This is a genomic window from Hymenobacter sp. H14-R3 (assembly GCF_030063445.1).
Taxonomy (GTDB): Bacteria; Bacteroidota; Bacteroidia; order Cytophagales; family Hymenobacteraceae; genus Hymenobacter.
The window spans coordinates 91,115-115,559 of sequence record NZ_JASITD010000012.1 but is presented as its reverse complement, the minus strand read 5'-3'; the positions used below and the strand labels follow the sequence as shown (position 1 = coordinate 115,559).

At 65.0% G+C, this 24,445-nt stretch carries 22 protein-coding genes and 1 pseudogene; 8 read left to right on the top strand and 15 right to left on the bottom strand.

What is annotated here, in order from left to right; genetic code table 11:
• Positions 1-14: 14 nt before the first annotated feature.
• Both QMK33_RS12705 and QMK33_RS12700 read right to left on the bottom strand, forming a co-directional pair.
• On the bottom strand, positions 15-752 hold the full coding sequence (locus tag QMK33_RS12705; protein WP_283564968.1) for a (Fe-S)-binding protein: 738 nt from the start codon (positions 750-752) through the stop codon (positions 15-17).
• 70 nt (positions 753-822) lie between these two features.
• Positions 823-1,704, bottom strand: coding sequence for a hydroxymethylglutaryl-CoA lyase (locus QMK33_RS12700; RefSeq protein WP_283564967.1), 882 nt, complete (start codon positions 1,702-1,704; stop codon positions 823-825).
• A 140-nt stretch (positions 1,705-1,844) separates the two neighbouring features.
• Here QMK33_RS12700 and QMK33_RS12695 point away from each other — a divergent pair, with 140 nt between their 5' ends.
• Positions 1,845-3,170, top strand: coding sequence for a M23 family metallopeptidase (locus QMK33_RS12695; protein ID WP_283564966.1), 1,326 nt, complete (start codon positions 1,845-1,847; stop codon positions 3,168-3,170).
• Between the two features lie 281 nt (positions 3,171-3,451).
• Positions 3,452-4,438: a hypothetical protein gene (locus tag QMK33_RS12690; RefSeq protein WP_283564965.1), complete on the top strand. Its 987-nt coding sequence runs from the start codon at positions 3,452-3,454 to the stop codon at positions 4,436-4,438.
• A 106-nt stretch (positions 4,439-4,544) separates the two neighbouring features.
• On the opposite strand, the gene QMK33_RS12685 is transcribed toward QMK33_RS12690, so the two are convergent.
• From QMK33_RS12685 to QMK33_RS12675, 3 genes are all read right to left on the bottom strand, one after another.
• Positions 4,545-5,159, bottom strand: coding sequence for a hypothetical protein (locus tag QMK33_RS12685; protein WP_283564964.1), 615 nt, complete (start codon positions 5,157-5,159; stop codon positions 4,545-4,547).
• Between the two features lie 86 nt (positions 5,160-5,245).
• Positions 5,246-5,953 (bottom strand): hypothetical protein, encoded by a 708-nt coding sequence (locus tag QMK33_RS12680; RefSeq protein WP_283564963.1) that lies wholly within the window; start codon positions 5,951-5,953, stop codon positions 5,246-5,248.
• Positions 5,954-6,092: 139 nt separating this feature from the next.
• The gene (locus QMK33_RS12675) at positions 6,093-7,940 is read right to left on the bottom strand and encodes a S8 family serine peptidase (protein WP_283564962.1); all 1,848 of its coding nucleotides are present in this window, start codon (positions 7,938-7,940) and stop codon (positions 6,093-6,095) included.
• Between the two features lie 157 nt (positions 7,941-8,097).
• On the opposite strand from QMK33_RS12675, the gene QMK33_RS12670 reads away from it, so the two are divergent.
• Positions 8,098-8,913: an OmpA family protein gene (locus QMK33_RS12670; protein WP_283564961.1), complete on the top strand. Its 816-nt coding sequence runs from the start codon at positions 8,098-8,100 to the stop codon at positions 8,911-8,913.
• A 153-nt stretch (positions 8,914-9,066) separates the two neighbouring features.
• On the opposite strand, the gene QMK33_RS12665 is transcribed toward QMK33_RS12670, so the two are convergent.
• From QMK33_RS12665 to QMK33_RS12655, 3 genes are all read right to left on the bottom strand, one after another.
• On the bottom strand, positions 9,067-10,467 hold the full coding sequence (locus tag QMK33_RS12665; RefSeq protein WP_283564960.1) for a M20/M25/M40 family metallo-hydrolase: 1,401 nt from the start codon (positions 10,465-10,467) through the stop codon (positions 9,067-9,069).
• 59 nt (positions 10,468-10,526) lie between these two features.
• On the bottom strand, positions 10,527-11,081 hold the full coding sequence (locus QMK33_RS12660) for a histidine phosphatase family protein (protein WP_283564959.1): 555 nt from the start codon (positions 11,079-11,081) through the stop codon (positions 10,527-10,529).
• Positions 11,082-11,188: 107 nt separating this feature from the next.
• Positions 11,189-12,616: a carbohydrate-binding protein gene (locus tag QMK33_RS12655; RefSeq protein ID WP_283564958.1), complete on the bottom strand. Its 1,428-nt coding sequence runs from the start codon at positions 12,614-12,616 to the stop codon at positions 11,189-11,191.
• A 460-nt stretch (positions 12,617-13,076) separates the two neighbouring features.
• Here QMK33_RS12655 and QMK33_RS12650 point away from each other — a divergent pair, with 460 nt between their 5' ends.
• Both QMK33_RS12650 and QMK33_RS12645 read left to right on the top strand, forming a co-directional pair.
• Positions 13,077-13,772, top strand: coding sequence for a response regulator transcription factor (locus tag QMK33_RS12650; protein ID WP_283564957.1), 696 nt, complete (start codon positions 13,077-13,079; stop codon positions 13,770-13,772).
• Positions 13,773-13,951: 179 nt separating this feature from the next.
• The gene (locus QMK33_RS12645; protein WP_283564956.1) at positions 13,952-15,316 is read left to right on the top strand and encodes a sensor histidine kinase; all 1,365 of its coding nucleotides are present in this window, start codon (positions 13,952-13,954) and stop codon (positions 15,314-15,316) included.
• A gap of 210 nt (positions 15,317-15,526) precedes the next feature.
• Here QMK33_RS12645 and QMK33_RS12640 read toward each other — a convergent pair whose 3' ends face one another.
• From QMK33_RS12640 to QMK33_RS12620, 5 genes and pseudogenes are all read right to left on the bottom strand, one after another.
• Positions 15,527-15,829: a helix-turn-helix domain-containing protein gene (locus QMK33_RS12640; RefSeq protein WP_283564955.1), complete on the bottom strand. Its 303-nt coding sequence runs from the start codon at positions 15,827-15,829 to the stop codon at positions 15,527-15,529.
• Positions 15,813-16,157, bottom strand: coding sequence for a type II toxin-antitoxin system RelE/ParE family toxin (locus tag QMK33_RS12635; RefSeq protein WP_283564954.1), 345 nt, complete (start codon positions 16,155-16,157; stop codon positions 15,813-15,815). The genes QMK33_RS12640 and QMK33_RS12635 overlap by 17 nt, the downstream gene beginning before the upstream one ends.
• A gap of 126 nt (positions 16,158-16,283) precedes the next feature.
• Positions 16,284-17,248 (bottom strand): annotated as a pseudogene (locus QMK33_RS12630) (AAA family ATPase); the annotation flags it as partial.
• 99 nt (positions 17,249-17,347) lie between these two features.
• A complete protein-coding gene (locus QMK33_RS12625) occupies positions 17,348-20,143 on the bottom strand; it encodes a hypothetical protein (RefSeq protein ID WP_283564952.1) in 2,796 nt (931 codons plus the stop codon).
• A gap of 49 nt (positions 20,144-20,192) precedes the next feature.
• Positions 20,193-20,651, bottom strand: a complete 459-nt coding sequence (locus tag QMK33_RS12620; protein WP_283564951.1) for a hypothetical protein — start codon at positions 20,649-20,651, stop codon at positions 20,193-20,195.
• 90 nt (positions 20,652-20,741) lie between these two features.
• Between QMK33_RS12620 and QMK33_RS12615 the strand changes: the two genes are divergently transcribed.
• Together QMK33_RS12615 and QMK33_RS12610 are read left to right on the top strand one after the other, a co-directional pair.
• Positions 20,742-22,226 (top strand): APC family permease, encoded by a 1,485-nt coding sequence (locus QMK33_RS12615; protein WP_283564950.1) that lies wholly within the window; start codon positions 20,742-20,744, stop codon positions 22,224-22,226.
• 66 nt (positions 22,227-22,292) lie between these two features.
• The gene (locus QMK33_RS12610) at positions 22,293-22,637 is read left to right on the top strand and encodes a hypothetical protein (protein ID WP_283564949.1); all 345 of its coding nucleotides are present in this window, start codon (positions 22,293-22,295) and stop codon (positions 22,635-22,637) included.
• Between the two features lie 172 nt (positions 22,638-22,809).
• On the opposite strand, the gene QMK33_RS12605 is transcribed toward QMK33_RS12610, so the two are convergent.
• Together QMK33_RS12605 and QMK33_RS12600 are read right to left on the bottom strand one after the other, a co-directional pair.
• Positions 22,810-23,451, bottom strand: a complete 642-nt coding sequence (locus QMK33_RS12605) for a carboxypeptidase-like regulatory domain-containing protein (RefSeq protein ID WP_283564948.1) — start codon at positions 23,449-23,451, stop codon at positions 22,810-22,812.
• 146 nt (positions 23,452-23,597) lie between these two features.
• Positions 23,598-24,044: a hypothetical protein gene (locus tag QMK33_RS12600; RefSeq protein WP_283564947.1), complete on the bottom strand. Its 447-nt coding sequence runs from the start codon at positions 24,042-24,044 to the stop codon at positions 23,598-23,600.
• A gap of 146 nt (positions 24,045-24,190) precedes the next feature.
• Here QMK33_RS12600 and QMK33_RS12595 point away from each other — a divergent pair, with 146 nt between their 5' ends.
• On the top strand, positions 24,191-24,424 hold the full coding sequence (locus tag QMK33_RS12595) for a hypothetical protein (protein WP_283564946.1): 234 nt from the start codon (positions 24,191-24,193) through the stop codon (positions 24,422-24,424).
• The last annotated feature ends 21 nt before the right edge of the window (positions 24,425-24,445 follow it).

Sequence of the window (24,445 nt, the reverse complement as noted above, 5' to 3'; positions counted from 1 at the left end):
GCTGCCAGCTAAGATTACCAGCCGCTGGCCAGCACATCGGCAATATGCATCGTTTTGATAGCCAGCTTCTCACGGCGAATGTAGGCCTCCAGGTGCATGAGGCAGCTCACGTCGGTGCTCACGATATAATCGGCGCCGGTGGCCAGGGCGTGCTCTACTTTTTGCTGGGCCATGGCCACCGAAATAGCCTCAAACTTTACGGCAAATGTGCCGCCGAAGCCGCAGCAGGTGGTGTTCTCGGCCATTTCGAGGCGGCTGAGGCCGGCCACACCATCGAGCAGCCGGCGCGGGGCCTCCCGAATGCCGCACTCGCGCAGCGCCGAGCACGAGTCGTGGTAGGTGTAGGTGCCGGCCAGCGCCGCACCGGGTATCGTACTGATATTCAGCACATCGGTCAAAAACTCGGTTAGCTCGTAGGTGCGGCGCTGCACGCCCTGGCAGCGCGCCACCTCGGGCGTGCCGGCAAACAAGTGCGTGTAGGCATTGCGCACCATGCCCACGCACGAGGCCGACGGACTCACCACGTAGCGCGACTCGTTGGAGTGCGGGGTGAAATCGGTGAGGAACTTGCTGGCAATGTCGCGGCTTTCCTCCTTGTAGCCAGCGTTATAAGCGGGCTGGCCGCAGCAGGTTTGGGCCGGGTTGTAGTGCACCTGGCAGCCGGCTTTTTCCAGCACCTTCACCATGTTGAGGGCGGTGTGCGGGTAGAGCTGGTCCACGAAGCAGGGAATGAAAATATCGACTTGGTGCATGGTTGAGGCGGGTTTGGGCGGGGAAGCTTTCCCGCAGAAGGCGCAGAAGCTTGCGCAGAAGACGCAGAAGCTAGGCGGCGCTGGCGGGCAGCGGCTGAAACACGGTAGTCGCCTGCGCCTGGGCGGCCGCCAGAGCCGCCAGGTCCAGCCCCAGTTCCTCGCCCTGCCCGGCCAGAAAGGCCACGATGTTCTCGGTGGCCATGTTGCCGGTGAGCACGTCGGTCGCCATGGGGCAGCCACCGATGCCGCCCAGTGCGCCATCGAAGCGGCAGCAGCCGGCCTGGTAGGCGGCCTGCACTTTTTCGAGCCAGGTGGTGGGCGTGGTGTGCAGGTGCGCGCCAAACTCGATGTGCGGGAAGGCCGGAATCAACTCCTCAAACAACGGCATGATGAGGGCCGGCGTGCTCACGCCAATGGTGTCGGAGAGGGCCACGATGCGCACGCCCAGCGCGGCTAGCTGCTGCGTAAAATCGACCACCACGGCGGGGCTGTAGGGGTCGCCGTAGGGGTTGCCAAAACCCATTGATAGATAGACGATTAGCGTTTTGCCGCGGCGCTCGCACAGCGCGTGCATGGCGGCCACATCGGCCAGGGCCTCGGCGATGGTTTGGTTGGTGTTGCGGCGCTGGAAGGTTTCGCTCACAGAGAGGGGGAAGCCTAAGTAGCTAATTTCGGGGTGGCTGGCGGCCTGCTCGGCCCCGCGCAGGTTGGCCACGATGGCCAGCAGCTTGGTGCGCGTGTAGTCGAGGTTGAGGCCGGCGAGCACCTCGGCGGTGTCGCGCAGCTGCGGAATGGCCTTGGGCGACACGAACGAGCCGAAGTCGAGCACGTCGAAGCCCACGGCTAGCAACTGCTGGAGGTAGGCCGTTTTGGTGGCGGTCGGAATGAAGTCAGGCAGGCCCTGCATGGCATCACGCGGGCATTCGGTGAGAGCGAGAGAGTGAGTGGGCATGGCACGAAGGTAAAGCGCAGTAGCGTGGACTCTGCGAGTCCGCGCGTGGGTATGCTTGAACAACGACCCCACACGCAGATTAGCAGAATCCACGCTACCGCCGCGCCGAACTTGCCCGGCGGCGCGGGCGTTGGAAGGGTATGCTTTTTTCGTTTTTCTCCCCCACTGGCAGGCGGCAGGCCGGGGGTATTGGGCTGGCCGCGCTCCTACTGCTGGCCAGTTGCAGCAAGCCCCAGACCCTGGCGGCTTTATTTCAGAAAACCACCCCCCACGACGACTACGCCCGCGCCCTCAACCGGGCTGGCCTGCAAGAAGCCGCCCTGGGCCGGCAGTGGCAACAGGCCGCCGCCCAGGCCCTGCGCGACTCGCTGACGGTGACGCTACCGGTGCTCGAAACCGGCTACTTCCGGCCCGAGCAGCCCACGGCCGCCAGCTACCGCTACGCCGTGCGGGCCGGCGAGCTGGTGCATGTGCGCCTCACCCTAGCCCCTGGCCCGGTACTGGCCCCGCGCGTGTTCGTCGATGCCTTTGCCCTGGCCGCCGGCCAAAAACCCGAGCCGCTGAAGTGGACAGCCACCGATACCACCGCCGCCGGCAGCTACGATTTCAGCTACCAGGCCACCGACGATGCCCGGCACCTGCTGCGCGTGCAGCCCGAGCTGCTGGCCGCCGGCCGCTACACCCTGCGCCTGTGGCGCGGGCCGGGCCTAGGCTTGTTTCCGGTGAAGGGCCGCACCGACCAAGCCATCGGCAGCTTTTGGGGCAATGAGCGCGACGGCGGGGCGCGCCGCCACGAGGGCGTCGATATTTTCGCGCCGCGCGGCACGCCCGCCGTGGCCGCCACCGATGGCACCGTCACCCGCACCGGCGAAAGCCAGCTGGGCGGCCGCGTGGTGTGGCTGGCCGACGCCCAGGGCCAGCACCTCTACTACGCGCACCTCGACAAGCAGCTGGTGCAGCCCGGCCAGCGCGTGCGGGCCGGCGACACGCTGGGCCTGGTAGGCAACACTGGCAACGCCCGCACCACCGCGCCGCACCTGCACTTCGGCATTTACCAGGGCGGGCGCGGGGCCGTGGACCCCTGGCCCTTCTTGCACCGCGCCGATGCCGTGCCCACCACCCAGGCCGGCCCCGACCGCCGGGGCGAGTGGGTGCGCCCGCGCACGGCCACCCGGCAACTGCCCACCACCCTGCCGCTGCTGGTGCTGGGCCAGCGCGCCGGCTGGCTGCGGGTAGAACTACCCGATGGCCAGCGCCGCTACGTGGCTACCGGCGCGGTAGCCACGGCCCAGCCGCTGCGGCGGTTTCAGCTGCCGGCAGCCCGCGAAATTCAGGCGCAGCCCACGGCGGCCGCGCCGCTGCTGGCCGCCTGGCCCGTGCGCACGCCGGTAGCTGTACTGGGCGAAAGCGCGGGCTACGCGCTGCTGCGCGGCCCCGCCGGCCAGCAGGGCTGGGCGAAGATTTAATCGTTTTTAATAGACCTTACGCGCACCGTTCGTCCTTGCCGCGCTCCACTACGTTGCGCTCGCAAGGACGAACGGTGCGCGTAAGGTCTATTTCTTAATTCATTCCAAATCCAAAAGAGTACGCGGACTTAAAAACGGCTCTATACTGGGTTTTCTGAGTTTGGGCCCAAACCCGCGGCCCGCCTGAACGTTAAGTCTCACGGCCTCGGGAGTACTGCGCACTACGTGATGTGTATAGACCGGGCTACTGGTGAGCTTTTCAGGATTTCAACCAACTCCATATGCGTACTCAACTACTGTTTGCCCTGTTGGGAACAGCCCTTTCGGCGCAGGCCCAGACCTTTGATTTCAAAAAAGAGTTTCCCTACAAACCCCTCACGGCCTGGACGCCCGGCATGCGCTTCCTGATGCCCGACTTGTCGACCGGCTTCGACTGCCCGCTCATGGTGCTCAAGGGGCCCACCTTCGTGGGCACCGACCTCTACGGCACCTCTCCTGACGATAAGGCGCTGAAGGGCACCACCTTTACCTTCGCGCGCCTCGACGGGTTCCGCGACCGGGGCTACAACAACAAAGACACGGGCAGCAATACCGACCAGGTAGCCGTCGTGTTTAAGAACCCCGCGGGCAAGCAGTACGCCCACATCATTCGCGCCACGATGCCCGAGCTGAAGGGCGACCCCAACCGCGCCGGTGGCCCCTGCCTGATAAACCTCGAAGAAGTAGAAAAGGCGCGCCGCCTGCTGGTGGGCCAGACGCTTTACGTGCTGCAAGCCTACATCAGCAGTAGCTCGACCCGCGATAACGTGGAGTATCTACCTAAGTACGTGCCGGTTAAGATTACCAAGGTAGGGCCGGGCGAGGGGCCGGCCCCGGTGCGGCTCACCTTCGAGTACGTGGGCCAGCAACCCCGGCAGGTGCAGGAGCAGAACTACGTTTTTAGCGGCACCAACGGCTACCGGGCCTCGCCCGATGGCGAGCTGCCGGCCAATGCTTTTCTGAAAAGCTTCAGCTTCAGCGACCCCCGCAGCACCGCCGCCGCTACCGGCACCTCGGCCACCAAGTGGAAGGCCATTCAGCAGGGCAACCTCGTGAAAGGCATGAGTATGAAGGAGGTAGAGCAGGTAATGGGCAAGCCCAAGCGGCAGGCCGAAAGCATGGAGGAGGAGCGCATGACCGTGTGGTACTACAGCCGCTTTCAAGGCAAGGAGTGGACGCTGCTATTCAAAAACGGCATCCTGGAACGCTACACCACTTACCAGGAGTAATTTAGACCTGAGAACCAGCGCTTTACGCAGCCAGGAATAAGGGTCGGGATTTCACCGGAACGCTGCGCGCAGCGGGCGGCCGCGAAAGCGCGTCCGGCCTTTTCAGTTATTGATAGTCATTCACTACCAATACTTTAGCGAGCTGGCGCGAATAAACCAGCCGCCGCTCGCCGGTTGGGCTGGCGTAGTCGAAGCCCACGGCGGTGGGGTCGTTGCGCAGGCTGGCCCAGGCCTGGGCGTTTACGCCGGCGGGCGGCGTGGCCGTAGCCGGCAGGGCCGGCTGCGCGAAGTGCTTGTCGCTGAAGAAGTTGTTCATGCCGCGCATGATACTGATTTCCTTGTCGCGCACCGAGGCCGACTGGTTATCGCGCAGCGTGGGGTCGTCGATGAGCGCGGTGGCGGGCATCACCTCGTGGCGCAGGGTATCGCCCTGGCTGCTAAGCACTACCAGGTGCAAGCTGCCGCTGAGAATACGCGGGCCGCGCAGCTGCAAGATAAACTTATCATCCGATTTGGGGTCGGAAAACGGGTGAGTGGCCCGCACAGTATTGAGCACCGTAGTGCTGCCCACGCGCTCGCCCCGGCCCCGTGGCGGCGTAAACTCGGTGCGCATGGCGCGGGTGGCCGACGAGTTGGCGATGTCGCGCTCGGTGTTGACGCAGGAGGTAGCTGCCAGTAGCAGAGCGGCCACCGGGCCGAGCGAGCGAAGGGAAATCGACATATGAAAATGGCGGCGGAAGAGCAGAGAAAGGCAGTGGGGCCAGCGGACGGCCGTGGCCTGTGTACGCAACGCCCACCGCCGCGGGTTTAGAACCAGCCTATCTCCAGGCCCAGCACCAGGCGCGGCGGCTCGGGCAACCCGCTATTTTTCAGGGCGTTGCTGAGGCGGTAGCGGCCCACCAGGGCCACTGAGTTGCTGCCCACGCGGGCCCCCACCCCGCCCAGCCAGCGTGCCAGGTAGGGCGGCTCGTGGGCCACTACTTCGAGCCGGCCGCCGCCGGGCGCGGGCCCTTGGGTGGCGTAATTAGTGGCCAGCGCCCGGCCGCCGTAGGCCAGCAGGTCGAGGTAGCGGCCCACGGTGTTGCCGCGGCGGCGGCCAGGCGTGAGGCGCAGGCTGGCTTCGCCCTGCAGCTGGTGGTAGCTAAGAAGCTGGCTATCATAGCCCGCACCGAGCGGCGCGGGCCGGGCCAGCTCATTGTTCAGGTCATAGCGCAGGTAGGCGTAGCGCAGGTCGGCGTTGAGGGCCAGCAAACCGCCCAGCCGCCGCTTGAGCCGGCCGCCCACCTGAAATTCGGACGACGAAAAGCCGTACTTAACGCCCAGCGCGCTCGGGCCCACCGCCAGCCCGTAGCCCGCGTAGAGGTGGCCGAAATAGCGCCGGTTGGGGCCCGTGCGGGCGGGCAGGGTGTCGTTGGCCACGTCGGTTTGCAGCAGCACCTGCTGGGCGCGGGCCGCCGGAGCCGCCGCCAGCAGCGCCAGACAAAATACAAACGCTTTTGCTTGATTAACAGGCATATATAAAATCCAAAACTTAGCCTAAGTTAAATCTCAGACTCCAGTAAAGCATTAAAGATGCTGAATTAAAAACCTGACGTTCAAATTTTTAATGCTCACCAGAGGCAATATCATAACCTTCGCGCTGACCATCCAGCTGTTATTCTGTATACTGTCCCGTATAACCCTGGTAATGAACGCGCAGCACGTTGCCGCCCCGCGCCAGGCGGCGCGGTACCTGCACCACCAGGCGCTGGGTGGTGGCGCGCACCTCGTAGCGATGCAGCACGCCGCGCGCATTGGCCAGGTGCCAGTAGAGGTGCGGTGGGTAGGCGGGGTACGGCGGCAGGGCGGGCGTGGCCTCAGCGGGAGTTGCCTGCTCCTTGCCCACGGGGGCCACGTTGGCGGTAATGGGCGTGGGTGAACCAGGTGGGCGGGCGGGTGTGGGCAGCGTCAGCCAGTCGGTAGCACCGGGGGTAAGCTCGTCGCTTTCAGCCACTAAGGGCAGCGGGCGGGCGGCGGGCACGGTGGCGGCGGGCCGCAGCACCACGGCCACCAAGGAGTCGTGCACCACAAAATCGAAGGTGGGCTCCGGGGGCGGCAGCGGGCCTTTGAGGCGCGCCAGCAGGCGGCTGGCCTCGGGCCGGCCGAAGCCGTGGGCATAGTCATAATACGGATATAGCTCACCGGCCTCGCGCACTTGCCGAAACAGCGTCATGGCCGTGGCCTTGCCGCCGCTGGCCTGCTGGGCACAGGCCGCCAGGCCGGCCACCAGCGGCGCGGCAAAGGAGGTGCCCTCCACCCGCTCGTAGCCCCCGCGGGCATTGGTAGTGAGCACGATACCAAAGGCCGACACGTCGGGCTTGATGCGGCGGTCGGCGCTGGGGCCCACCGAGCTGAAGGCCAGGTGCAGCCCGGTAGCCGGGTCGAGGCCGCCCACGGCCAGCACCGAGTCGGCATCGGCGGGCGTGCCGATGCGCACCCAGTCGTCGTCGCCGTCGTTGCCGGCGGCGCTCACCACCAGCATCCCTTTGCGGGCCGCCAGCGTGGCCGCCCGCCCAATGAGCGAGTGCTTGCCGTCCATCTCCTCGGGGAAGTAGCGCTGCTCGGTATAGGCTAAGGATGAGCTAATTATGTCGGCACCCTGCTGGTCGGCCCACTCGGCGGCGCGCAGCCAGGCTTCTTCCTCGGCGTAGCGCTCGCTGGCCAGGCCCTCGGTGCGGGCCAGCAGGTAGGTGGCGGCCGGGGCCAGGCCCAGCGCGGGCCCCAGCCGCAAGGTGTCGCCCGCGGGGCCGGGCAGGCGGCCGGCCAGGCAGCCCAGCACCTCGGTGCCGTGCGAGCCACCGCCAAATACGCCGGGCCGGTTTTTGAGAAAGTCGTAGGTGGCCGCAATGCGCCCCTCGCGCCGCAGTGCCCGAAACGCCGGGTGGCGGTCGGTGCCCCGAAAGCCTACGTCGAACACCGCAATGCGCACGCCCTGGCCCAGCAGCCCGGCCTGGCTGAAATCGGTGCGGCCCAGGGCAGCCGTTTGCTGGCGGGCCAGCAGGTAGTCAGCCGGCGAAATGGCTGCGGCGCTAGCCTGCGCCACAACTTCTTTTTTATCAATGATATAGCTAGCGGGCCGCAGCCGGCTCACCACCGGCCAGGCCACCACGGCCGCCACGCCGGGCAGCTGGCGCAGGGCCGCCGCCTGGGCGGGCGTGGCGCGGCAGGCCACGGCGTTGAACCAGCGGCTGACCAGCGTGAGGGTATCGACGCGGGCCTGCACGGCGGCCACGTAGTCGGCCCGCACGGGGTGGTCGGTGGCATCGGCGGCGGGCAGGCCCTGGCGCTGGCGGCGCGCCTGCGCGGCCGGGCTGAAGTAGCGCGCCGCCTCAAATGGTACCCCGCGCTTGTCCTGAAAGCGAACCCAGTACCGGCCAGGTGCAGCCCCCGCACCAACGGCCTGCGCCTGGCTGCGCCCGGCCAGCAGCGCCAGGCCAATACTCACTAATGCAATGATGCGCATAATAAAACGTAGTGCTGGCTGGGCCGGCGCGTAAAAGTAGCCCGGCGCGGCCCGGCGGCCCACCACCGGGGGCCGACAACCTGCGGCTAAGCTCAGCCGTTTAGCCCAGGCTCCCCGGCCGGAAGGCGGGGCTTTTTAGTGCCTTACGCTTTTTGCCATGAATTTCTTATCGAAGCCCCGGCTGGGCACGGCCCCGGCCCTGCTGCTGGCCGCCGCGCTGCTGGCCCTGCCCGGCTGCAACCGGAAGGAAATCGCCGCCCTGCAGCAGCAAAACTCTGACCTCACCAAGTCGCGCGACCAGCTTCAGCTGGAAAAAGCCGCCTTGCTGCAAACCAGCAACCGCACCCAGGCGGAGCTCAGCGCCGACCTGCTCAACAAGAGCAGCCAAATGAACCAACTCAACCAGACCCTCGGTACCACCGAGCAGGACCTGGCCGGCAAAAATGCCCGCGTGGCCGAAATGCAACGCATTCTGGATGAGAAGGATGCGGCTACCAAGGCCCTGCGCCAAAAGGTAAGCGATGCCCTGCTGGGCTTTAATTCGCAGGACTTGCAGGTGAACGTGAAAAACGGCAAGGTCTACGTGTCGCTTTCCGAGCAGCTGCTGTTCAAATCGGGCGCTACCAAGGTGGACCCGGCCGGCCAGGACGCCCTCATTAAGCTGGCCAACGCGCTGACGGGCAACAAGGACATTAACATCCTGGTGGAGGGCCACACCGACAATGTGCCCATCAAGGGTGTGGTAAACGGGGCCAAGGATAACTGGGATTTGAGCGTGCTGCGCGCCACCGAAATCACGCGCTTGCTCACCGCCGCCGGTATCGACCCTACCCAGATAACGCCTTCGGGGAGAGGCCAGTACTTGCCCGTAGCCGCTAATGACACGCCCCAGAACAAGGCCATCAACCGCCGCACCGACATTATTTTGACGCCGAAGCTCGATGAGCTGTTTTCGATTCTAAACACGAATTAGGCAAACCTAAGAGAACGTCATGCTGAACGCAGGGAAACATCTCGCGTGGGGTAGTAAATCAATCGTTTAACGGTTATGATTACCAACCCATGCGAGGTGCTTCCCTGCGTTCAGCATGACGTTCTTTTTAGCTATACACTGGCTTTTACGCCCTTATAATCCGTATTTACCCAGCAGGTAAATCAGCGACGCCATGGCCGCGCCGCCCAGCTCCAGCTCGCGCTTGTTCACCTTGTCGAAGGTGTCGGCGGTGGTGTGGTGGATGTCGAAGTAGCGCTGCGAATCGCAATCGTAGCCAAAGAGGGCGGTGGGGTGCACGGCGGCGGTCAGCGGCTCGATGTCGGTGCCGGCGTGGCCGGGCGTGAGCTGGCCGGCCAGGTACGGGGCCAGCAGGGGCTTCCAGGCGGCCACTTTTTGGAACACGGCGGGCGTAGATTCTACGTTGAAGCCGCGCGGGGTGAAGCCCCCACCGTCGCTCTCAATGGCGGCGAGGTGGTTTTCGCGGTTTTGCTGGGCCTGCTCGGCGTATTTCATGCCGCCGTGGGTGCCGTTTTCCTCATTCATAAAGAGCACGGCCCGCACGGTGCGCTCGGGCCTGAGGCCGGCGGCCTTGAGCAGGCGCAGGGCCTCAATGCTCTGCACCACGCCGGTGCCGTCGTCGTGGGCACCCTCGGCGAGGTCCCACGAGTCGAGGTGGCCGCCCACGGTAATAATCTGGTCGGGGTATTTGGTGCCGCGCACCTCCCCTATCACGCTGTAGCTTTTCTCGTCGGGCAAGGTTTCGCAGCTCATTTGCAGCTCAAATTCCAGCTTGGGGTCGCCGGCCAGCAGCTGGCTGAGCTGGTCGGCGGCCAGGGTGCTGAGGGCCGCGGCGGGCACCCTGGTGGGCGTGTCGCCGTAGTTGGTGGTGCCGGTGTGGGGGTTGTTGTCCTGGGCGGCGGTGAGCGAGCGCACGAGTGCGCCCACGGCCCCGCGCCGGCCGGCCTCGGCGGGCCCGCTGCGGCGCTGGTCGCCGGCCGCCCCGTAGGCCGCGCCCGGCTCCACGAGCGCATCGTTGAAGGGCCGGTTGAAGAAGATGAACTTGCCTTTCACGGCCGCGTCGGGCAGGGCCTTGAGCTCGGCTAAGCTCTTGACTTCCACCACCCCGGCACGCAGGGCCTTGTTACCCGGCGTGGCTACCGAGCCGCCCAACGCGCACACGGCCGCCGGAATGCGCTTGCCCTTGTTGCCCACTATCTGGCCCTTTTCCTTGGCCCCGCGCACCCAGTGCGGCACCATGCACTCCTGCAAGTAGACTTTATCAAAGCAGTTGGCTTTTTCCATCGTCAGCTTGCCCCACTGCACGGCCATGGCCGCCTGCGGCGAGCCCGACAGCCGCCCCCCAATGCGCTGGCACAGGTAGCGCAGGTTGTCGTAGCTCTGGCCGCGCAGCAGCGCCTCGTCATATATTTTGCGGATGTTGAGCGAGTCGGCCTTGGGGGCGGTTTGGGCGGTGGCGGGGGCCACGCTGGCGGCCAGCAGGCCAGCCAGTAGCAGCGAAGAGAAGGAGCGCATAGAAAAGGAAATAAAGCGGCGGGCCGCGTAACCGGCCAAAAGTACCAGCCTGACGCGATTTACCGCATACTGCCCCCAGCTGCCACCCTGGCCGCCGCCCCGTAGCGGCTCACCACCAGCCGGGCCGGCTGGCCGGGGCGCAACTCTACTTTAAAGAGATAATCATACTCCTCATCCTTAATTTCCTGCATGGGAGCGGTTACACCAAGGGCCGTGAGCAGGGGTAGCATGGTGTTGGAATGGCCCGCCACGACCACCGTGCGGCCCGCGTACTCCTTATACAGCCGGATGGCTAAGCCATTGGGGTCTTGCGCGTTATACACCAGCGGCGTGAGGTTGGTGGCCTGGGCCAGCGGGGTTAGCGTGGCGCGGGTGCGGCGCGTGTCGGTGGTGAATAGCGCGGCCGGGTGGCGGCGAACCAGGCGCCTAGCCAGCAGCTGGGCGCGGGCCTCACCGGCGGGCGTGAGGGGCGGGTCGGCGAGGCCGGGCGTAGGGTCTTTTTCGGCGTGGCGCACGAGGTAAATGGTGGTAACGGGCGGCTTGGCGGCGACCGGGCCAACGGCCGCCAGCAACATACTCATTATCAGTACTATATGCAACAAATTAGCTTTCATACTATTACGCTAGGAAAACCCCTTGGGCAGGGCCCGCCAAAGATAAACGCAAAAAAAGCGGGCTACCCCAGGGGGCAGCCCGCTTTTCAGCGGCGCGCTAGCCGGGCCTATTGCTTGCTGAAAGTCCGGCTTACCCGCTGCTGCGTGGGCGTGGTGAGCAGCAGCACGTAGCGGCCCGGCCGCAGCGCCGACACCTCTAAGCCGCTGGCGCTCAGCGTACCCTGGCCGGCCACGCGGCCCAGGGCGTCGAGCACCTGGTAGGTGCTACCCACCAGCTCGGGCTCGGTTTGCAGGCGCTCGTTGGCGGCTACGGGGTTGGGGTAGAGGGTGGCGCTGGCGGGGCTGCCGGCGCTGGTGGTGGCCAGGGCGGTGGCTTCGCGGGCCCCGCTTGCCTTGCTGATGCGCACCCAGTTGAGGTTGTAGCCGCCGGTCTGGGCATAGATACCGAAGTTGTAGGTGCCCGCGCTCACGTTCACCGTTTTCGACACGGTGGTCCAGGTTTGCCAGCCGCCGGTGCCGGGCAGGGTGCTGCTGCCCAGCTGCACGCTACCGGCGTTCAAATCGGCCGAGATGGTGCCGCCGCTGGCCCCGCTGGCCACCCGGTACTCAATGGTATAGGCCCCGGAAGTGGGGAAGTTGACGTTGTTCCACACCAGGTAATCGCCGGCGTCGATGTAGCCCATGTCCTGGCCGCCTTCCGAGCAGGCTTCTACCACCATGCCGTTGTTCACGTTGGCGGCTTCGGCTTGCAGCGTGACGGAGCTGGCGGCCGGGGCGTTGGTGAGCTGGTACACCCGCACGTAATCGACGTACATGGTGGCGGGCAGCTTGCTCTCGTCCACGGTTTGGCCGGGCCAGTCGCCGGCCACGGCCAGGTTGAGCAGCAGGAAGAATGGCCGCTGAAACTCCTCAGTGCTGCCGGTGCCGCCCGCGATGTTCAGCTCGTTGTACTTGGTGCCGTCCACAAACCAGCGGATGTAGCTGGGCGTCCACTCCACGCTGTACACGTGGTAGTCGTTGGTAGTGGCCGTGCTTTGGCCGTACTGGGCATGGCCGTTGCTGTCCCAGTGCGCGGTGCCGTAGGTTTTGGGGTCGGTATTGATGTACTCCATCACGTCGATTTCGCCACACTTGGGCCAGCCCACCGAGTTGATGTTGGCCCCCAGCATCCAGAACGCCGGCCACAGGCCCTGCCCGATGGGCCGCTTGATGCGCGCCTCAATACGCCCGAAGGTTATCTCCTTGAGCCCCTGCGTTTTCAGGCGCGACGAAGTGTAGGCGTAGCCGCCCACGCTCTGCTTGCGGGCCGTAATCTGGAGCTGGCCGTTGACCACGGTGGCGTTGCTGGGCTGGTAGTACTGCTTTTCGTTGTTGCCCCAGCCGCCGCCGCCGTTCTCAAACTGCCAGCTGGCGCTGATGCCATTGGTAAACTCATCGGCCCACACCTGCTGGTAGGTTTGGGCCTGGGAAGCGAGGGGCGCGCCCAGCAGGAGCAGCGCCGCCGCGCCCAGCACGGAGGTAAACGTAATTTTCATGGGTGGTGGGAAAAGGAAATGGATGGAAGTACTTGACTACCAGAACGCCACTTTGGGGTGGTGCCTGACTGGCCGCGTTCCCAAATGTGCAGCCGCCGCCGCCCATTCACCAAGCCCGCAAAGGCGTTTTTCGGGACAGCCCGGTGCCCTAAAGCGTCGGCTTTACACTTACGACACATTCCGAAAGGGCCCGCGCGGTGCACGTATAGCGGCCAGGCTATAGTAATTACCTCACGCACTGCGGGCTAAAAAACAACGTACCAACCACGGTAAATTTCTAAAAAATATTTCTGGGCGGGGCCGCGGGTGAGGCAAGCCGGGGCCATCGTCCTATTACGCCGGCAAGGCGACCAAATAATTATTTCTTCATCTTCATCAAACACACACCGTTTCTTCATCTTCATTTAACCTAATGGTGCCGAATGTTGCACCATCATTCCCCCTTCACCCCTCCCCGCGCATGCACGTTCTGCTCGTTGAAGACGAAAAAAGCCTCCACCAGGAGGTGCGCCAGTTTCTGACGCAGGCCCAGTACCTGGTCGATTCGGCCTACACCTACGCCGAGGCGTCGGAGAAGCTGTTTGTGAATTCTTACGACTTTGTGCTGCTCGACCTGGGCCTGCCCGGCGGTGATGGCCTCGACTTGCTGCGCGATGCCCGCCAGAGCGAAAAGCAGGAGGCCTCGTTTATCATCCTCACCGCGCGCGGCGCCCTCGACGACCGCATTAAGGGCCTCGACCTGGGGGCCGACGACTACCTGCCCAAGCCCTTCTCCCTCTTGGAGTTGACGAGCCGGATGCAGGCCATCACGCGCCGCAAGTTTGGCCTGAAGCGGCCCGAAATAACCTTCGGCGACGCCTTCGTGATGGACGTGACGGCCCGCACCGTGCGCTACGGCAGCACGCCCGAAGTGCCCGGCCCCGAGGTGCCGCTCACCAAAAAAGAGTTTGACCTGCTGCATTATTTGCTGCTGCACCGCGGCCGCGTGCTCACGCGCCTGCAGCTGGGCGAGCACCTGTGGGGCAACGTGCTGGAAGACGATTCGGACTCCAACTACATCGACGTGCACATCAAAAACGTGCGCAAGAAGCTGGCCCAGTTCGGCTCACCCGACTTTATCGAGACGGTGCGCGGCATTGGCTACCGGGCGGTATAAGGTAGTTTAGTGGCTTGAATTTACCGTTTGTCTTGGCGAGCGCAACGCAGTGGAGCGCGGCAATCTTTCCTTACTCGTTGGGCTAGTAACCCTCGCGGCAAAGGAAGGATTGCCGCGCTCCACTGCGTTGCACTTGCCAAGACAAACATTTATCTATCAGCATCTTACCGATAGAATACATGCGATTAGAAACCAAGCTCGGCCTGTTCAATGGCCTCTCCAAGCTGCTGCTGGTATTGCTGGGGGCACTCTTCATTCCGCCCATTGTGCAGCGCGTGGCAGTCAACCACACCGACCAGCGCCTGCTCGACAAAAAGCTGGAGCTGCTGCACCTCATCGACCGCGACGGCCTGGCCGCCTTTCTGCGGGCCGAGCAGAGCGAGAGCTACGCCGACTACAATATTCTCAAGCAAGAGTACATCACTATTACGCCCCTGCCCATCGCACTGGGCAAGGTGCTGGCCCCGCCCACCGAGCGCATTTTTGAGGAGCGCCGCATGGTGGATAAAGAGGTGGAGGACTTTCGCATCCTGAGCTACGTGGCTGCCCTGGAGCCCACCGCCGCCGCCCCGCGCCGCTACCGCCTTGAAATCGGCTCGTCGCTGGCCACCGTGGAGCTGCTCACCGACACGTTGCGGCGGCTGGCGCTGTGGGTGCTGGTGGCGGGCGCGCTCATCACCGTGTTTACCGACGCCGCGTTTGCGCATTATTCGCTGCGGCCGCTGCGTGAACTGCTCACGCGCAAGCTGCGCAGCATTCGGCAGCCGGGCGAGTTTTCGTTTGCCCGGCTCGACACGGATACCACCGATTTCCGGCAGCTCGACGACTCGCTCTCGGCCCTTATGCGGCAGCTCCAGACCTCGTTTGAGAAGGAGCGCGAATTTATGAGCAACGTGAGCCACGAGCTGCTCACGCCCACCAGCATCCTGCAATCGCGCTTCGAAAACATGCTGCAAGACCCCACCCTGCCCGAGCAGCACGGCCAGCAGATAGTGGAAAGCCAGCGCACCCTCTACCGCCTGCGCAACACCGTGCGCACGCTGCTGCTCATCGCCAACATCGAAAACGAGCAGTACTTGCGCGACGCCAACGTGCCCCTCACCCAAACCGTGCACGACGTGGCCGAGGAGCTCGACGACCGCCGCCAGCAGCGCGAAATCGACCTGCTCCTCGACCTCAGCCCCGACTACGTGGTGCCCCGCGCCAACGCCTCGCTGCTGCACACGCTGCTGCGCAACCTGCTCAGCAACGCCATCAAGTACAACCACGAGGGCGGGCAAATTCGGGTGCTGGGCCGCTCCACCCCCACCGGCGGCTACACGCTGCGCGTGGAAGACGACGGCCCCGGCATCGCGGCCGAAAACCTACCAATGCTCTTCGACCGCTTCCGGCGCTTTCACGCCACCGGGCCGCAGGCGCCCGAGGGCTACGGCCTGGGCCTGCCCATCGCCCAAACCATCGCCACGTTTCACAAGGCCACCCTGCGCGCCGAGTCGGAGGTGGGCAAGGGAACGGCGTTTATTTTGGAGTTTGGAGCGGCTTAGCGGCGTCGACTAGCTGACGGCTCTCTAGCACGTTGGGCACTGGCACTTGGTGGCTATCGATAAAGCCCACCAGTACTACCGGGTCAAATACCACATACCCAGGAGTTTGGGTCATTATTTTTACTTCATTCATCTTGGATAGGCTGAGCTCGCGCCAACAGCTCCACATTATTTTCGATTGCCTCAGCATGGTACCGAAGACACCCAAACTTACAGGCTAACCGACAGGTTGAGCTGCCCCCCCAAGCCAACTTCCACTATTCTTTGCAGAGTCGAAAGCCGCACTTCCTTAACATTATTTTCGATTTTGGATATGTATGTTTTGCTGGTGCCGCAGCGTTCAGCCAGTTGCTCTTGGGTGAGGCCTTTTTTCAGGCGGGCTTCGTGCAATAGCGCGCCTAGCTTAAAAGCCTCAAAACCAGCCTCCAGCTTATCGCGCTTGGGGGTGCCTGGTTGGCCGTAATGCGCAGCTTTGAATTGCTCTAGCGTGCGGACTTCAGGATTTCTCTTCATAATAAGCAGCTTTTAGTTTTTCGGCTAATTGCAATTCGACTTTAGGCGTCTTGGGAGTCTTTTTTTGAAACCCATTCATAAGAACAACGATTTTTCCTTCATCAAAAAAGCAGAAGATTCGAAAGATATCGCTGCCCTGATGTACTCTGATTTCATATAATCCGCTAGTTCCTTCCAAGTGTTTAAGGTAGGTTTCGGGCACTACGGCTAGCTGCTCAATTAAACCAAAAGTCCAGATTATCTTATCACGCACTTTTGGACGCTGCCTTATGAAAAACTCGTCGAAATACTTTTTGTAAACGACAACGCTACGCTTCTTTTCAGGCATAGCGTAAAGATACGCAAGTTGCCCTATGGGACAACCTTACCCCAGCGCCGCTTGCACCTGCGCCACGCGCTCGGCCACGCTGCCATCGAGCAAGGTGTAAGGAATGCCCAGCAACTCCAATTGCATCAGGATAGCGCCGTGCTGAAACTGGCGTAGCGCCTCGGGCCCGCGCCAGCCGTCTTGGGCAAAAGGCACCGTAGGCAGGCACACAAACGTACGGGCGTAACGCGCCCCGCACACCCGCGCCAGCGCCTGCAGGGCCGGCTCGCAGCGGTGAAAATAGTAGTAGGAATACAACGCCGTAGTAGCCGCATTGGTATCACAGATGAGCCAGCCGCGGGCCTGGGGCGTGGCCGCATCCTCCAGCTCCAGCTGGCGGCGGCCAATGTAGAGGAGGTCCTCGTAGGCCAGCTCACCGTTTTTTGCTCGTGCAGGGTGCGGCCGTATTCGGGCACCCAGGCGGTACCCAGGGCCTCGGCCAGGGCGGTGGCCAGCGTGGTTTTGCCGCTGCTTTCGGCCCCCAGCAGCACCAGGCGGGGCACGGTGGTGGGCGGCACCGCCCCGTACTGGGCGGCGATGAACGGGTGCAGGTACCGCGAATCGAGCAGGTGGTACGAGGCGGCATCGGCGGCCAGCGCGGCGCGCAGCCCAGTGCCGCTCACGGGTACTTGCTGGCGCGGCTCATCTACCATCACGTGCGCCACGCCCAGGTGCTGGGCAAAGCCGGGGCCGTAGTGCTCACTACTGAACACCACGTCGATAGCTTCTGCGTGGCGGGCCAGCCACTGGCGCACAAACTCGCGCTGGGTATGGTCGTCGGCCGCGTCGGGCGGGATGCCGTCGGCGGCAGTGAGGGCGATGATGCGCAGCCGCGTGGCCCCAATGCGCGGGCCCTGCGCGTGGTCGTCGCCCCGATAGAGCTCGCGCAGCCAGCCGGCGCGCGTGGGGGCCGTGTGAGTAGTATCGTCGGGGTTGGCGTACACGAGCACCAGCAGCTCGGCCACCTGGGCGGCGGCGGTTTCAAGTAGCAGCTGATGGCCCCGGTGCGGCGGCCAAAACTTACCCACCACGAGGCCAAGGGAATGCTTCATAAGTAAAAATATAGGGTAAGCTTTAGCTTGCCGTTTCGGGAAAGCGTAGCCGCAGGCCGCTTAACAGCATTATTAGCTAACGCATTACTAAACAACGATTTATTCCACCCGCACGTCATCCCGCCGCAGCTCGCGGCGCACGAGGCGCAGCATCTGGTAGCGCTGGCGGGCGGCATCGTAGCGCAGGGCCACGCCGGTGCCGGTGCTGGGCCAGGCCCCGGCCGGGCTGGGGCTGCCAGCGCCGGCCCCCAGGGGGCGGCCCTGGCCATCAAAGAGCGATACCTGGCCGGGCTGGGGCTCGGTGAGGGCCAGCACCTGGCGGGTGGGCCCAAAGTCGAACCACTGCACCGGCTTCTCGCCCGAGGTGAGCAGCTGGCGGCTCAGCAGCGGGGCCACGCCGGCGGGGCTGTATACGTCAAGCTGGCCGCCGTCCTGGCGCACCACCACAAACGAGCCGGCCCGCCCGCTCGCTTCCGGCACCAGCCGGAAGCTGGCGGTGCGGCTCCAGGTGGCCACCCGGCGGCGGGCTACCACGTCGCCACTTAGCGTAATAGTCAGTAGCTCACCATGTTGGTTCACGGTGCGCAGCTGGCTGCGGGCCAGCGTGGGGCCCACGGCGGCCAGCAGCGGGCCATCTAGCCGGGCTCCGGCACTCACGGGAAAGCCGGGGTAACGCCCACCGGCCTGGTCAAAGGCGTAGATGTAGCCGTTGCGCAGGGCGGCCACCACCACATCGCGCCCGCCCACGGTGAGCAGCAGGGGCGGGCCGGCCAGCGGGGCCTCCAGGTGGTGGGGCCAGCCGGGGTAGCGGCGGCCGTTGGTATCAAACAGCAGCAAGTCGTGGCCGGCGGTGGCTACCACCAGGCGCGGCGAGGTGCCGGCCGCCACGCTGGCCACCGTTACGGTATCGGGCAGGTTGAGGGGAAAGCCGGGGGCCTCGCGGCCATCGGCGGGGCTGAGCCAGTGCACCTGGTGCGGTGTGGCCACCAGCAGGCGGCCGCGCACCAGGCGCGGGCCGATGCCTACTACGGGGCCGGGCAGGCTATCGGCCCAGGCCAGGCTGGCGGTGCCGGTGGGCAGCAGGCGCAGCACCCCCAGCGAATCGGCCACCAGGGCGGGGGCGGCCAGGGTGCCATCGGCGACGGGGGCAGCGGGCAGCAGCACCGGCCGGCCAGCCAGCGCCGTGCGGAAGCGCGTGCCCACGCCGCCGCCCGTAGCGGCCGAGTCGGCGGCCAGCACCTGGCTGGGGCGGCGCAGCAATAGCTGGGCAAAATACTGGCTACCAGGCCCTTGCTCTTCCGATGGCAGCTCGGGGGGCATGAGCTGCCAGGCCACTTGCGAGAAGTGCCGGAGCAGGCTTTCGTTGCGCAGCAGGCCGGCCCGGCGGTCTTCGGCCAGGCTACCGAGCAGGGCGTTCCAGCCCTGGCGCACATCGGCCAGCAGCGTGAGGCGGGCCGTGGGCAGCGTGTGCTGCAACAACGCCACCTGGGTAGCCGAACTGCTCCACACCTGCCCGGCGGCCACGTCGGCCAAGTAGCTGCGTAAGCTGGCGTTATCACTCAGCACCAGATAGTTATTTACTAATGCCGTACTCAGCGCGCCGCCCGCATCAGGCTGGCCGGGAGCCGGCAGCTTATCGGCCAAGGGCCCCAGCAGCGGGCCGGCGGCAAAGCCGGCCTCGTAGATGGCGTAGCTACCCACCCGCGCAAAGGCCGGCGAGGCCCCGCCCAGCCGCCGCAGCCGGGCCAGCCAGCGCGCCGTGCGCTGCGGAGCCAGGCAGCACAGCAGCGTGAGGCGGGCGGCGGGCACGCCTGGCGCGGCCGTGCCCAGGTAGGCCAGCACCGCGCCGGGGGCCAGCGAGGCGCGCAGGCTATCAAGGGCCTGGCGGGTGGCGCGGGCCGTGTCGGCGGCCAGCGGGCGCGCCGGGGCCAGCGGGCCGGCCACCGCCAGCACCAGGGCCGTGCGCTGGCTGAGCACCTCGGCCAAGGGGCGTAGCGACTGGGCGGGCTGGCCGCGCAGCTGCTGCTGCCACGAGTTGGCGGCGGTTTCGGGGTTGGCGAAGCCGGTGAGGGCTACCTGGCCGGGGCCGAAGCGCAGGCCCAGCAGGCCCTCGTGGGCTAGGCCCAGCGCCTGGTCGAGCAGGCCGTGGGTGCCGGGCTGAAACAGTACGTCGAGCAGCGCGGGCACCCGCCGGAAATTGACGAGCAGCGTGGCATCCACATCGGGCAGGCGCAGCAGGTCGGTACCTCCGAAGCCTACCCGCACGGTGGGCGCGCCGGGGTGGTCGAGGCGGTGCACCACGGCTTCGAGCAGCGGCGCGTGGGTGCTCAGCAGCAGGTGGTTGCGGTAGTTGAGCACCGTGAGCTTGCCCCCGGTGCGGTCGGTCAGCTCCTGCAATTCGTAGCCCTCGTACTTGCGAATGCTGAAGGTGTGGCGCGGGTCGCGGCCCAGGGTTTCGAGCAGGCCCCGCGCCTGCCGGTACTCGCGCACGCTGATGAGCGGCACCTGGTAGAGCACATCGACCTGGCCCGGCCCGGTTATATGCAACGACGTGATTACCAGTTTTTTACCCAAAAACGTCAGCAGCCCCCGCTGCCGGCCCGTGACGGGGTTCACCGGCCGGCCGCCGTTGTCGAGGCTGTCGGCCAGGGCCAGCTGGCCGGCCACTTGCTGGTAGTAGCGCACGCCGGTGAGGTTGTCCCACACGCCGGCTTCCTGCAAGTGCTGCACCAGGGCGGCGTGGTCGTGGGTGGCCAGCACCAGCACGGCATCGTCGGGCACCAGGGCGTAGGGGTCGACGGGCCGGGCGGCCAGCGTGCGGCGGTAATAAACGTAGGTGGCCAGCGAAAGCAGCAGAAACGCGGCCACCAGCAGGGCCAGAAGCTTGCGGGACATGGGGCAAAAGTAGGCCGGCCGCCAGCTTCTGGCCGCGCCCCCGCCAGCGCTAGCGCAGGAAGGTGAGGGTGGCCCGCACGGTATCAGGAAGGAAAGAGCCCGGGTTCTGGATTACCATCGCCACGGCCGTGTCCTTCACATAGGCTCCGGCTGGGGGGTAGCTGAGGTAGCGGCCTTGCAGGCCGGCAGGCGGCAGGTAGCTGTTGCGCAGGCAGGCCGTAGTATCGAGGGTGTTGCCGTGGAGGTAGCCGTAGTTCCACCCCAGGCGCTGGTAGCCGGTGAACGTTATGGGCCGGGAAAACCCGCGCGCAAATGACTCCACGGCCAGCAGCACGCCGGGTAGCGGCCGGCCATTAGTGGCACTGGTTACGGTACCGGCCACCGCCATAAGCTGCTCGGGAGTGGCAGGGCTTAATATTTCGCAGGCCATTAAAATACTGATATAGAGTAGTTTAGCGGCAGCCAGCAGGCCGCAGCGGCACACGTAGGGCGGAAGCATGGCGGGCACAGTAGGCGTGAACAGATAAGCGCCCCAGCGGCCCCCATGAGGCTGCATGATACGACAGGCCTTTTCTTTGATGAAAATCATCCCCCTTTAATGGCCTCTCCCCTACCCTCCGCCACCACCGCCGCCGACGCGCCCGGCCACTTCAAGCGCGCCCTCACCCTGTTCGACTCCATCATGCTCGTCACGGGCTCCATGATTGGCTCGGGCATCTTCCTGGTGTCGGCCGATATTGCCCGGCAGGTGGGCTCGGCGGGCTGGCTGCTGGTGGTGTGGCTGCTCACGGGCCTCATCACCATGGCCGGCGCCATCAGCTACGGCGAACTGGCGGCCATGTTCCCCAAGGTAGGCGGGCAGTACGTGTACCTGCGCGAGGCGTTTGGCAAGCTCACCGCGTTTTTGTACGGCTGGACGCTGTTTCTCGTCATTCAGACCGGCGTAATCGCGGCCGTAGCCGTGGCGTTTGCCAAGTTCACGGGCGTGTTGCAGCCCTGGTTTTCGGTGAAGAACGTGCTGTTCAACCTCGGGCCGTTTCCGTTCAGCTCGGTGCAGCTGCTGGCCATTTTGCTCATCGTGGGCATCACGGCCATCAACGCGCGGGGCGTGCAGGCGGGCAAGTTGATTCAGAACGTGCTCAGCTCCACTAAGTTGGTGGCGCTGGCGCTGCTCATTATTTTTGGCCTGCTGCTGGGCCTGAACGCCGGCGCGGTGCAGGCCAACTTCCACGACCTCTGGACGGCCACGCGCTCGCCCGCGCCGGGCGTGGCGGGCAGCATCGTGCCGCTGGGCCTGGGCAACCTGGTTATCGGCATCGGCATGGCCATGACGGGCTCGCTGTTTTCGTCCGATTCGTGGAACAACATTGGCTTCGCGGGCGAGGAAATCCAGAACCCCGAGCGCACCCTGGTGCGCAGCATGGCCATCGGCACGGCCATCGTCACGGTGCTCTACATTCTGATTAACATCGTGTACCTCTTGGTGTTGCCGCTGCACGGCTCGCCCGAGGCTACTACCCTGGCCGGCCGCGGCATCCAGTACGCCACCGACGACCGCGTGGCCACCGCCGTGGCCGAGTCGGTGATGGGCCAGGCCGGCGCCTACGTGCTGGCTATCCTCATCATGCTCAGCACGTTCGGGGCTAATAACGGCATTATCCTGAGCGGGGCGCGCGCCTACTTCGCCATGGCCAAGGACGGGCTGTTTTTTCCGTCGCTGGCCGTTCTCAACCGGGCCGGCGTGCCGGGCCGGGCCCTGTGGGTGCAGTGCCTGTGGGCCTGCCTGCTCTGCCTCAGTGGCAGCTACGGGCAGCTGCTCAACTACGTCATGTTTTCGGTTATCCTGTTCTACGTCATCACGATAATCGGCATTTTCGTGCTGCGCCGCACCCGGCCCGATGCGCCCCGGCCCTACCGCGCCTGGGGCTACCCGGTGCTGCCGGGCCTCTACGTGGCGCTGGCCTCAGCCTTCTGCATCATCCTGCTCATCGCGCCCGACACGGCCGAGTACTCGCGCTACGGCCTGGGCCTGGTGGCGCTGGGCCTGCCGGTGTACTTTCTGTTTGGCCGCCGCATGGCGTAGGGCAGTAATCGCAGCGCTGAGCCGGGTCATTCATCATCTTGGTATATTATTGACAGCAAAGGCATTATGCTGATTTTAGCTGACCTGCCTCTCAAGTCCTTCCTGCGCTTGTTTGAGGCCGAAACTCCCCTGCAAGTAATCGAGTTAGGCGATACCGCGCACCCCGGCAGCGGCTACGTCGACGAGGCCCTGGTGGGCAACGTCACGCGGGTCGGCCACCTGCTTGCGCATCCCTACGACTTCGCCGGGCTGGTTTACCTCGAAGCAGTGCTGCCTCAGCTACTGCTCACGTATCAGCACCAACGCTACGTGCTATCCGGTGATACTAAGCCCCTTGCGCGCCTTACGCAGCGCGTGAGGGAGCTGAATGCGGCAGCGGGAGGGCCGCAGTTTGTCCTGTTAAACGCTTAGAGGCTTGCGTTGCAGCGTGTAGCGGTTCTGGGTTGGGCGGGGCCGTTTCGCCCTCCGCGTGCGCCTCACCCCCTGCCCCCCCCCCCCCCGCAAAGCCACCCTACACCCACAGAAAAAGGGCTCTGCTTTGCAGCGGAGCCCTTTTCAATATGCTCAAAATTCAACCAGGGCCCTAGCGGCGCGGCCGGCGACCGGTGGCCTTGCCGCTGGGCTTGGGCAGCAACGTCACGTTGAGGGGCTGGCCGTCGCTACTGGTAGCCGTTTCGTCCTCGTAGCCGCCGTAGCCCACCGAAAAAGTGTTGGAGCCGGTGGGTACTTCGAGCGAGTAGCTGCCGCTGGCGTCGGTGCTGGTGCCTTTGCCGCTGCCACGCAGCAGCACGGTAGCGCCAACCAGGGGGCGGCCGTTTTCGTCGAGGATGCGGCCGGCCTGGGTCCGGGTGGTGGGCGCGGCCGGGGCGGCCGCGGGCTCGGGGGCCGGCACGGCGACCTCCTCGGCAACTGGCGCGGCAGCGGCGGCCACTACCGGGGCAATACGCGAGGCCCGGGCAGGCTTTATTTTAGCTATAACCTTGGTGGGGGCTACCGTAGGAGCCGGCGCAGGCGCGGGCGGGGCCGTAGTGGGCGCGGCCGCCAGGGCAGGGGCGGTGGCCGGCGCGGTGGCACTGGTGGTTTCCGGGGTGTGGCCGCACCCGGCCAGGCCAGTCGCCACGACCAGCGCAGCCAGGCCCCAGGCCCGGGGCCGGCGAACCGGCACGGCTACGGTGCGGGCGGTAGCCGGGGCCAAAAGCGAGCAAACGGCAAGCGAAGAATTCATAACGTGGGAACAAAAGGGGCAGCAAGATAAGGGGCCCCTTTCCAACGCCAAGCGCCCCGCTTTCTTTTTGCGCCAAAAGCAAATTTCCCGGCCGCGGGCTCAGCAGCCTGCAACCGGGAAATTAAATCTATATTACAAATAATCAGCTAGTTGCTGGTTTCGTCCTGGGGCTTCACGGCGGGGCCGCTGGGCTCTTTTTCGCCAAATTCCTGGTCGTGCATCCGGATGCCGGCACCAAGCTCGTAGCTACCTTCCTCGGTGAAGCCGGGGCCCTGGGCCTGCTCGCCGGCGGTGGTGTGGTTGTTACCACCCTGAGGCTCGGTTTCGGAGCCGCCGATGTGCAGGTTTTCGAGCTGGTCCTTCTGGTTGTTGCGCTGGGTGTAGCCGTTGGCGCCTACGTTGCGGTGGGCGCTGGCGTCGTCGCTCTCCTTGCCGTTGCTTTGGGTGCGCTGGTACTCGCGCTCCTTTTCCAGCTCTTCGTTTTTGCCCGCCTCAATAGTATTGGTGGGGTTTTGGCCGGGGGCTTCAACTTTGCGGCCTTCCTTATCGGTTTGGGTGCCGTCTTCTTCGAATATCTCGTCGTTGAGTATCATGTCGGGGTGGGGAAATTTTACGTAAATGCACTGGATGGGCTGGCTGGCGCCGGCCCATTGGTGTACGCGCCGGCCGGGCCGAGGTTTGGCCCCCGGCGGCCGGCCACCCGTTTTATTTGTATTTTCATTCGTAATCTTCCCGCCCCGTGGATTTAGCCAAGCTATACCGCCCCCGCCACTTCAATTCGTGGCAGTTTATTGCCTTCACCGGCCTGCTCATGAGCGGCGGGGCCGAGCTACTTATTCGCTACCTGGTGCGCCGGCCGCTGCCCGCCGGCTACGGCTGGCTCTACGTGTGCTGGGCCGTGCTCTTCGTAGGCGGCGCGCTGGTCAACCTGTTTGGCAAGCCGGCCGAGCCGGGCCATCATCACCATCATTAGTTGGTTGTATTAGAAGTCAGG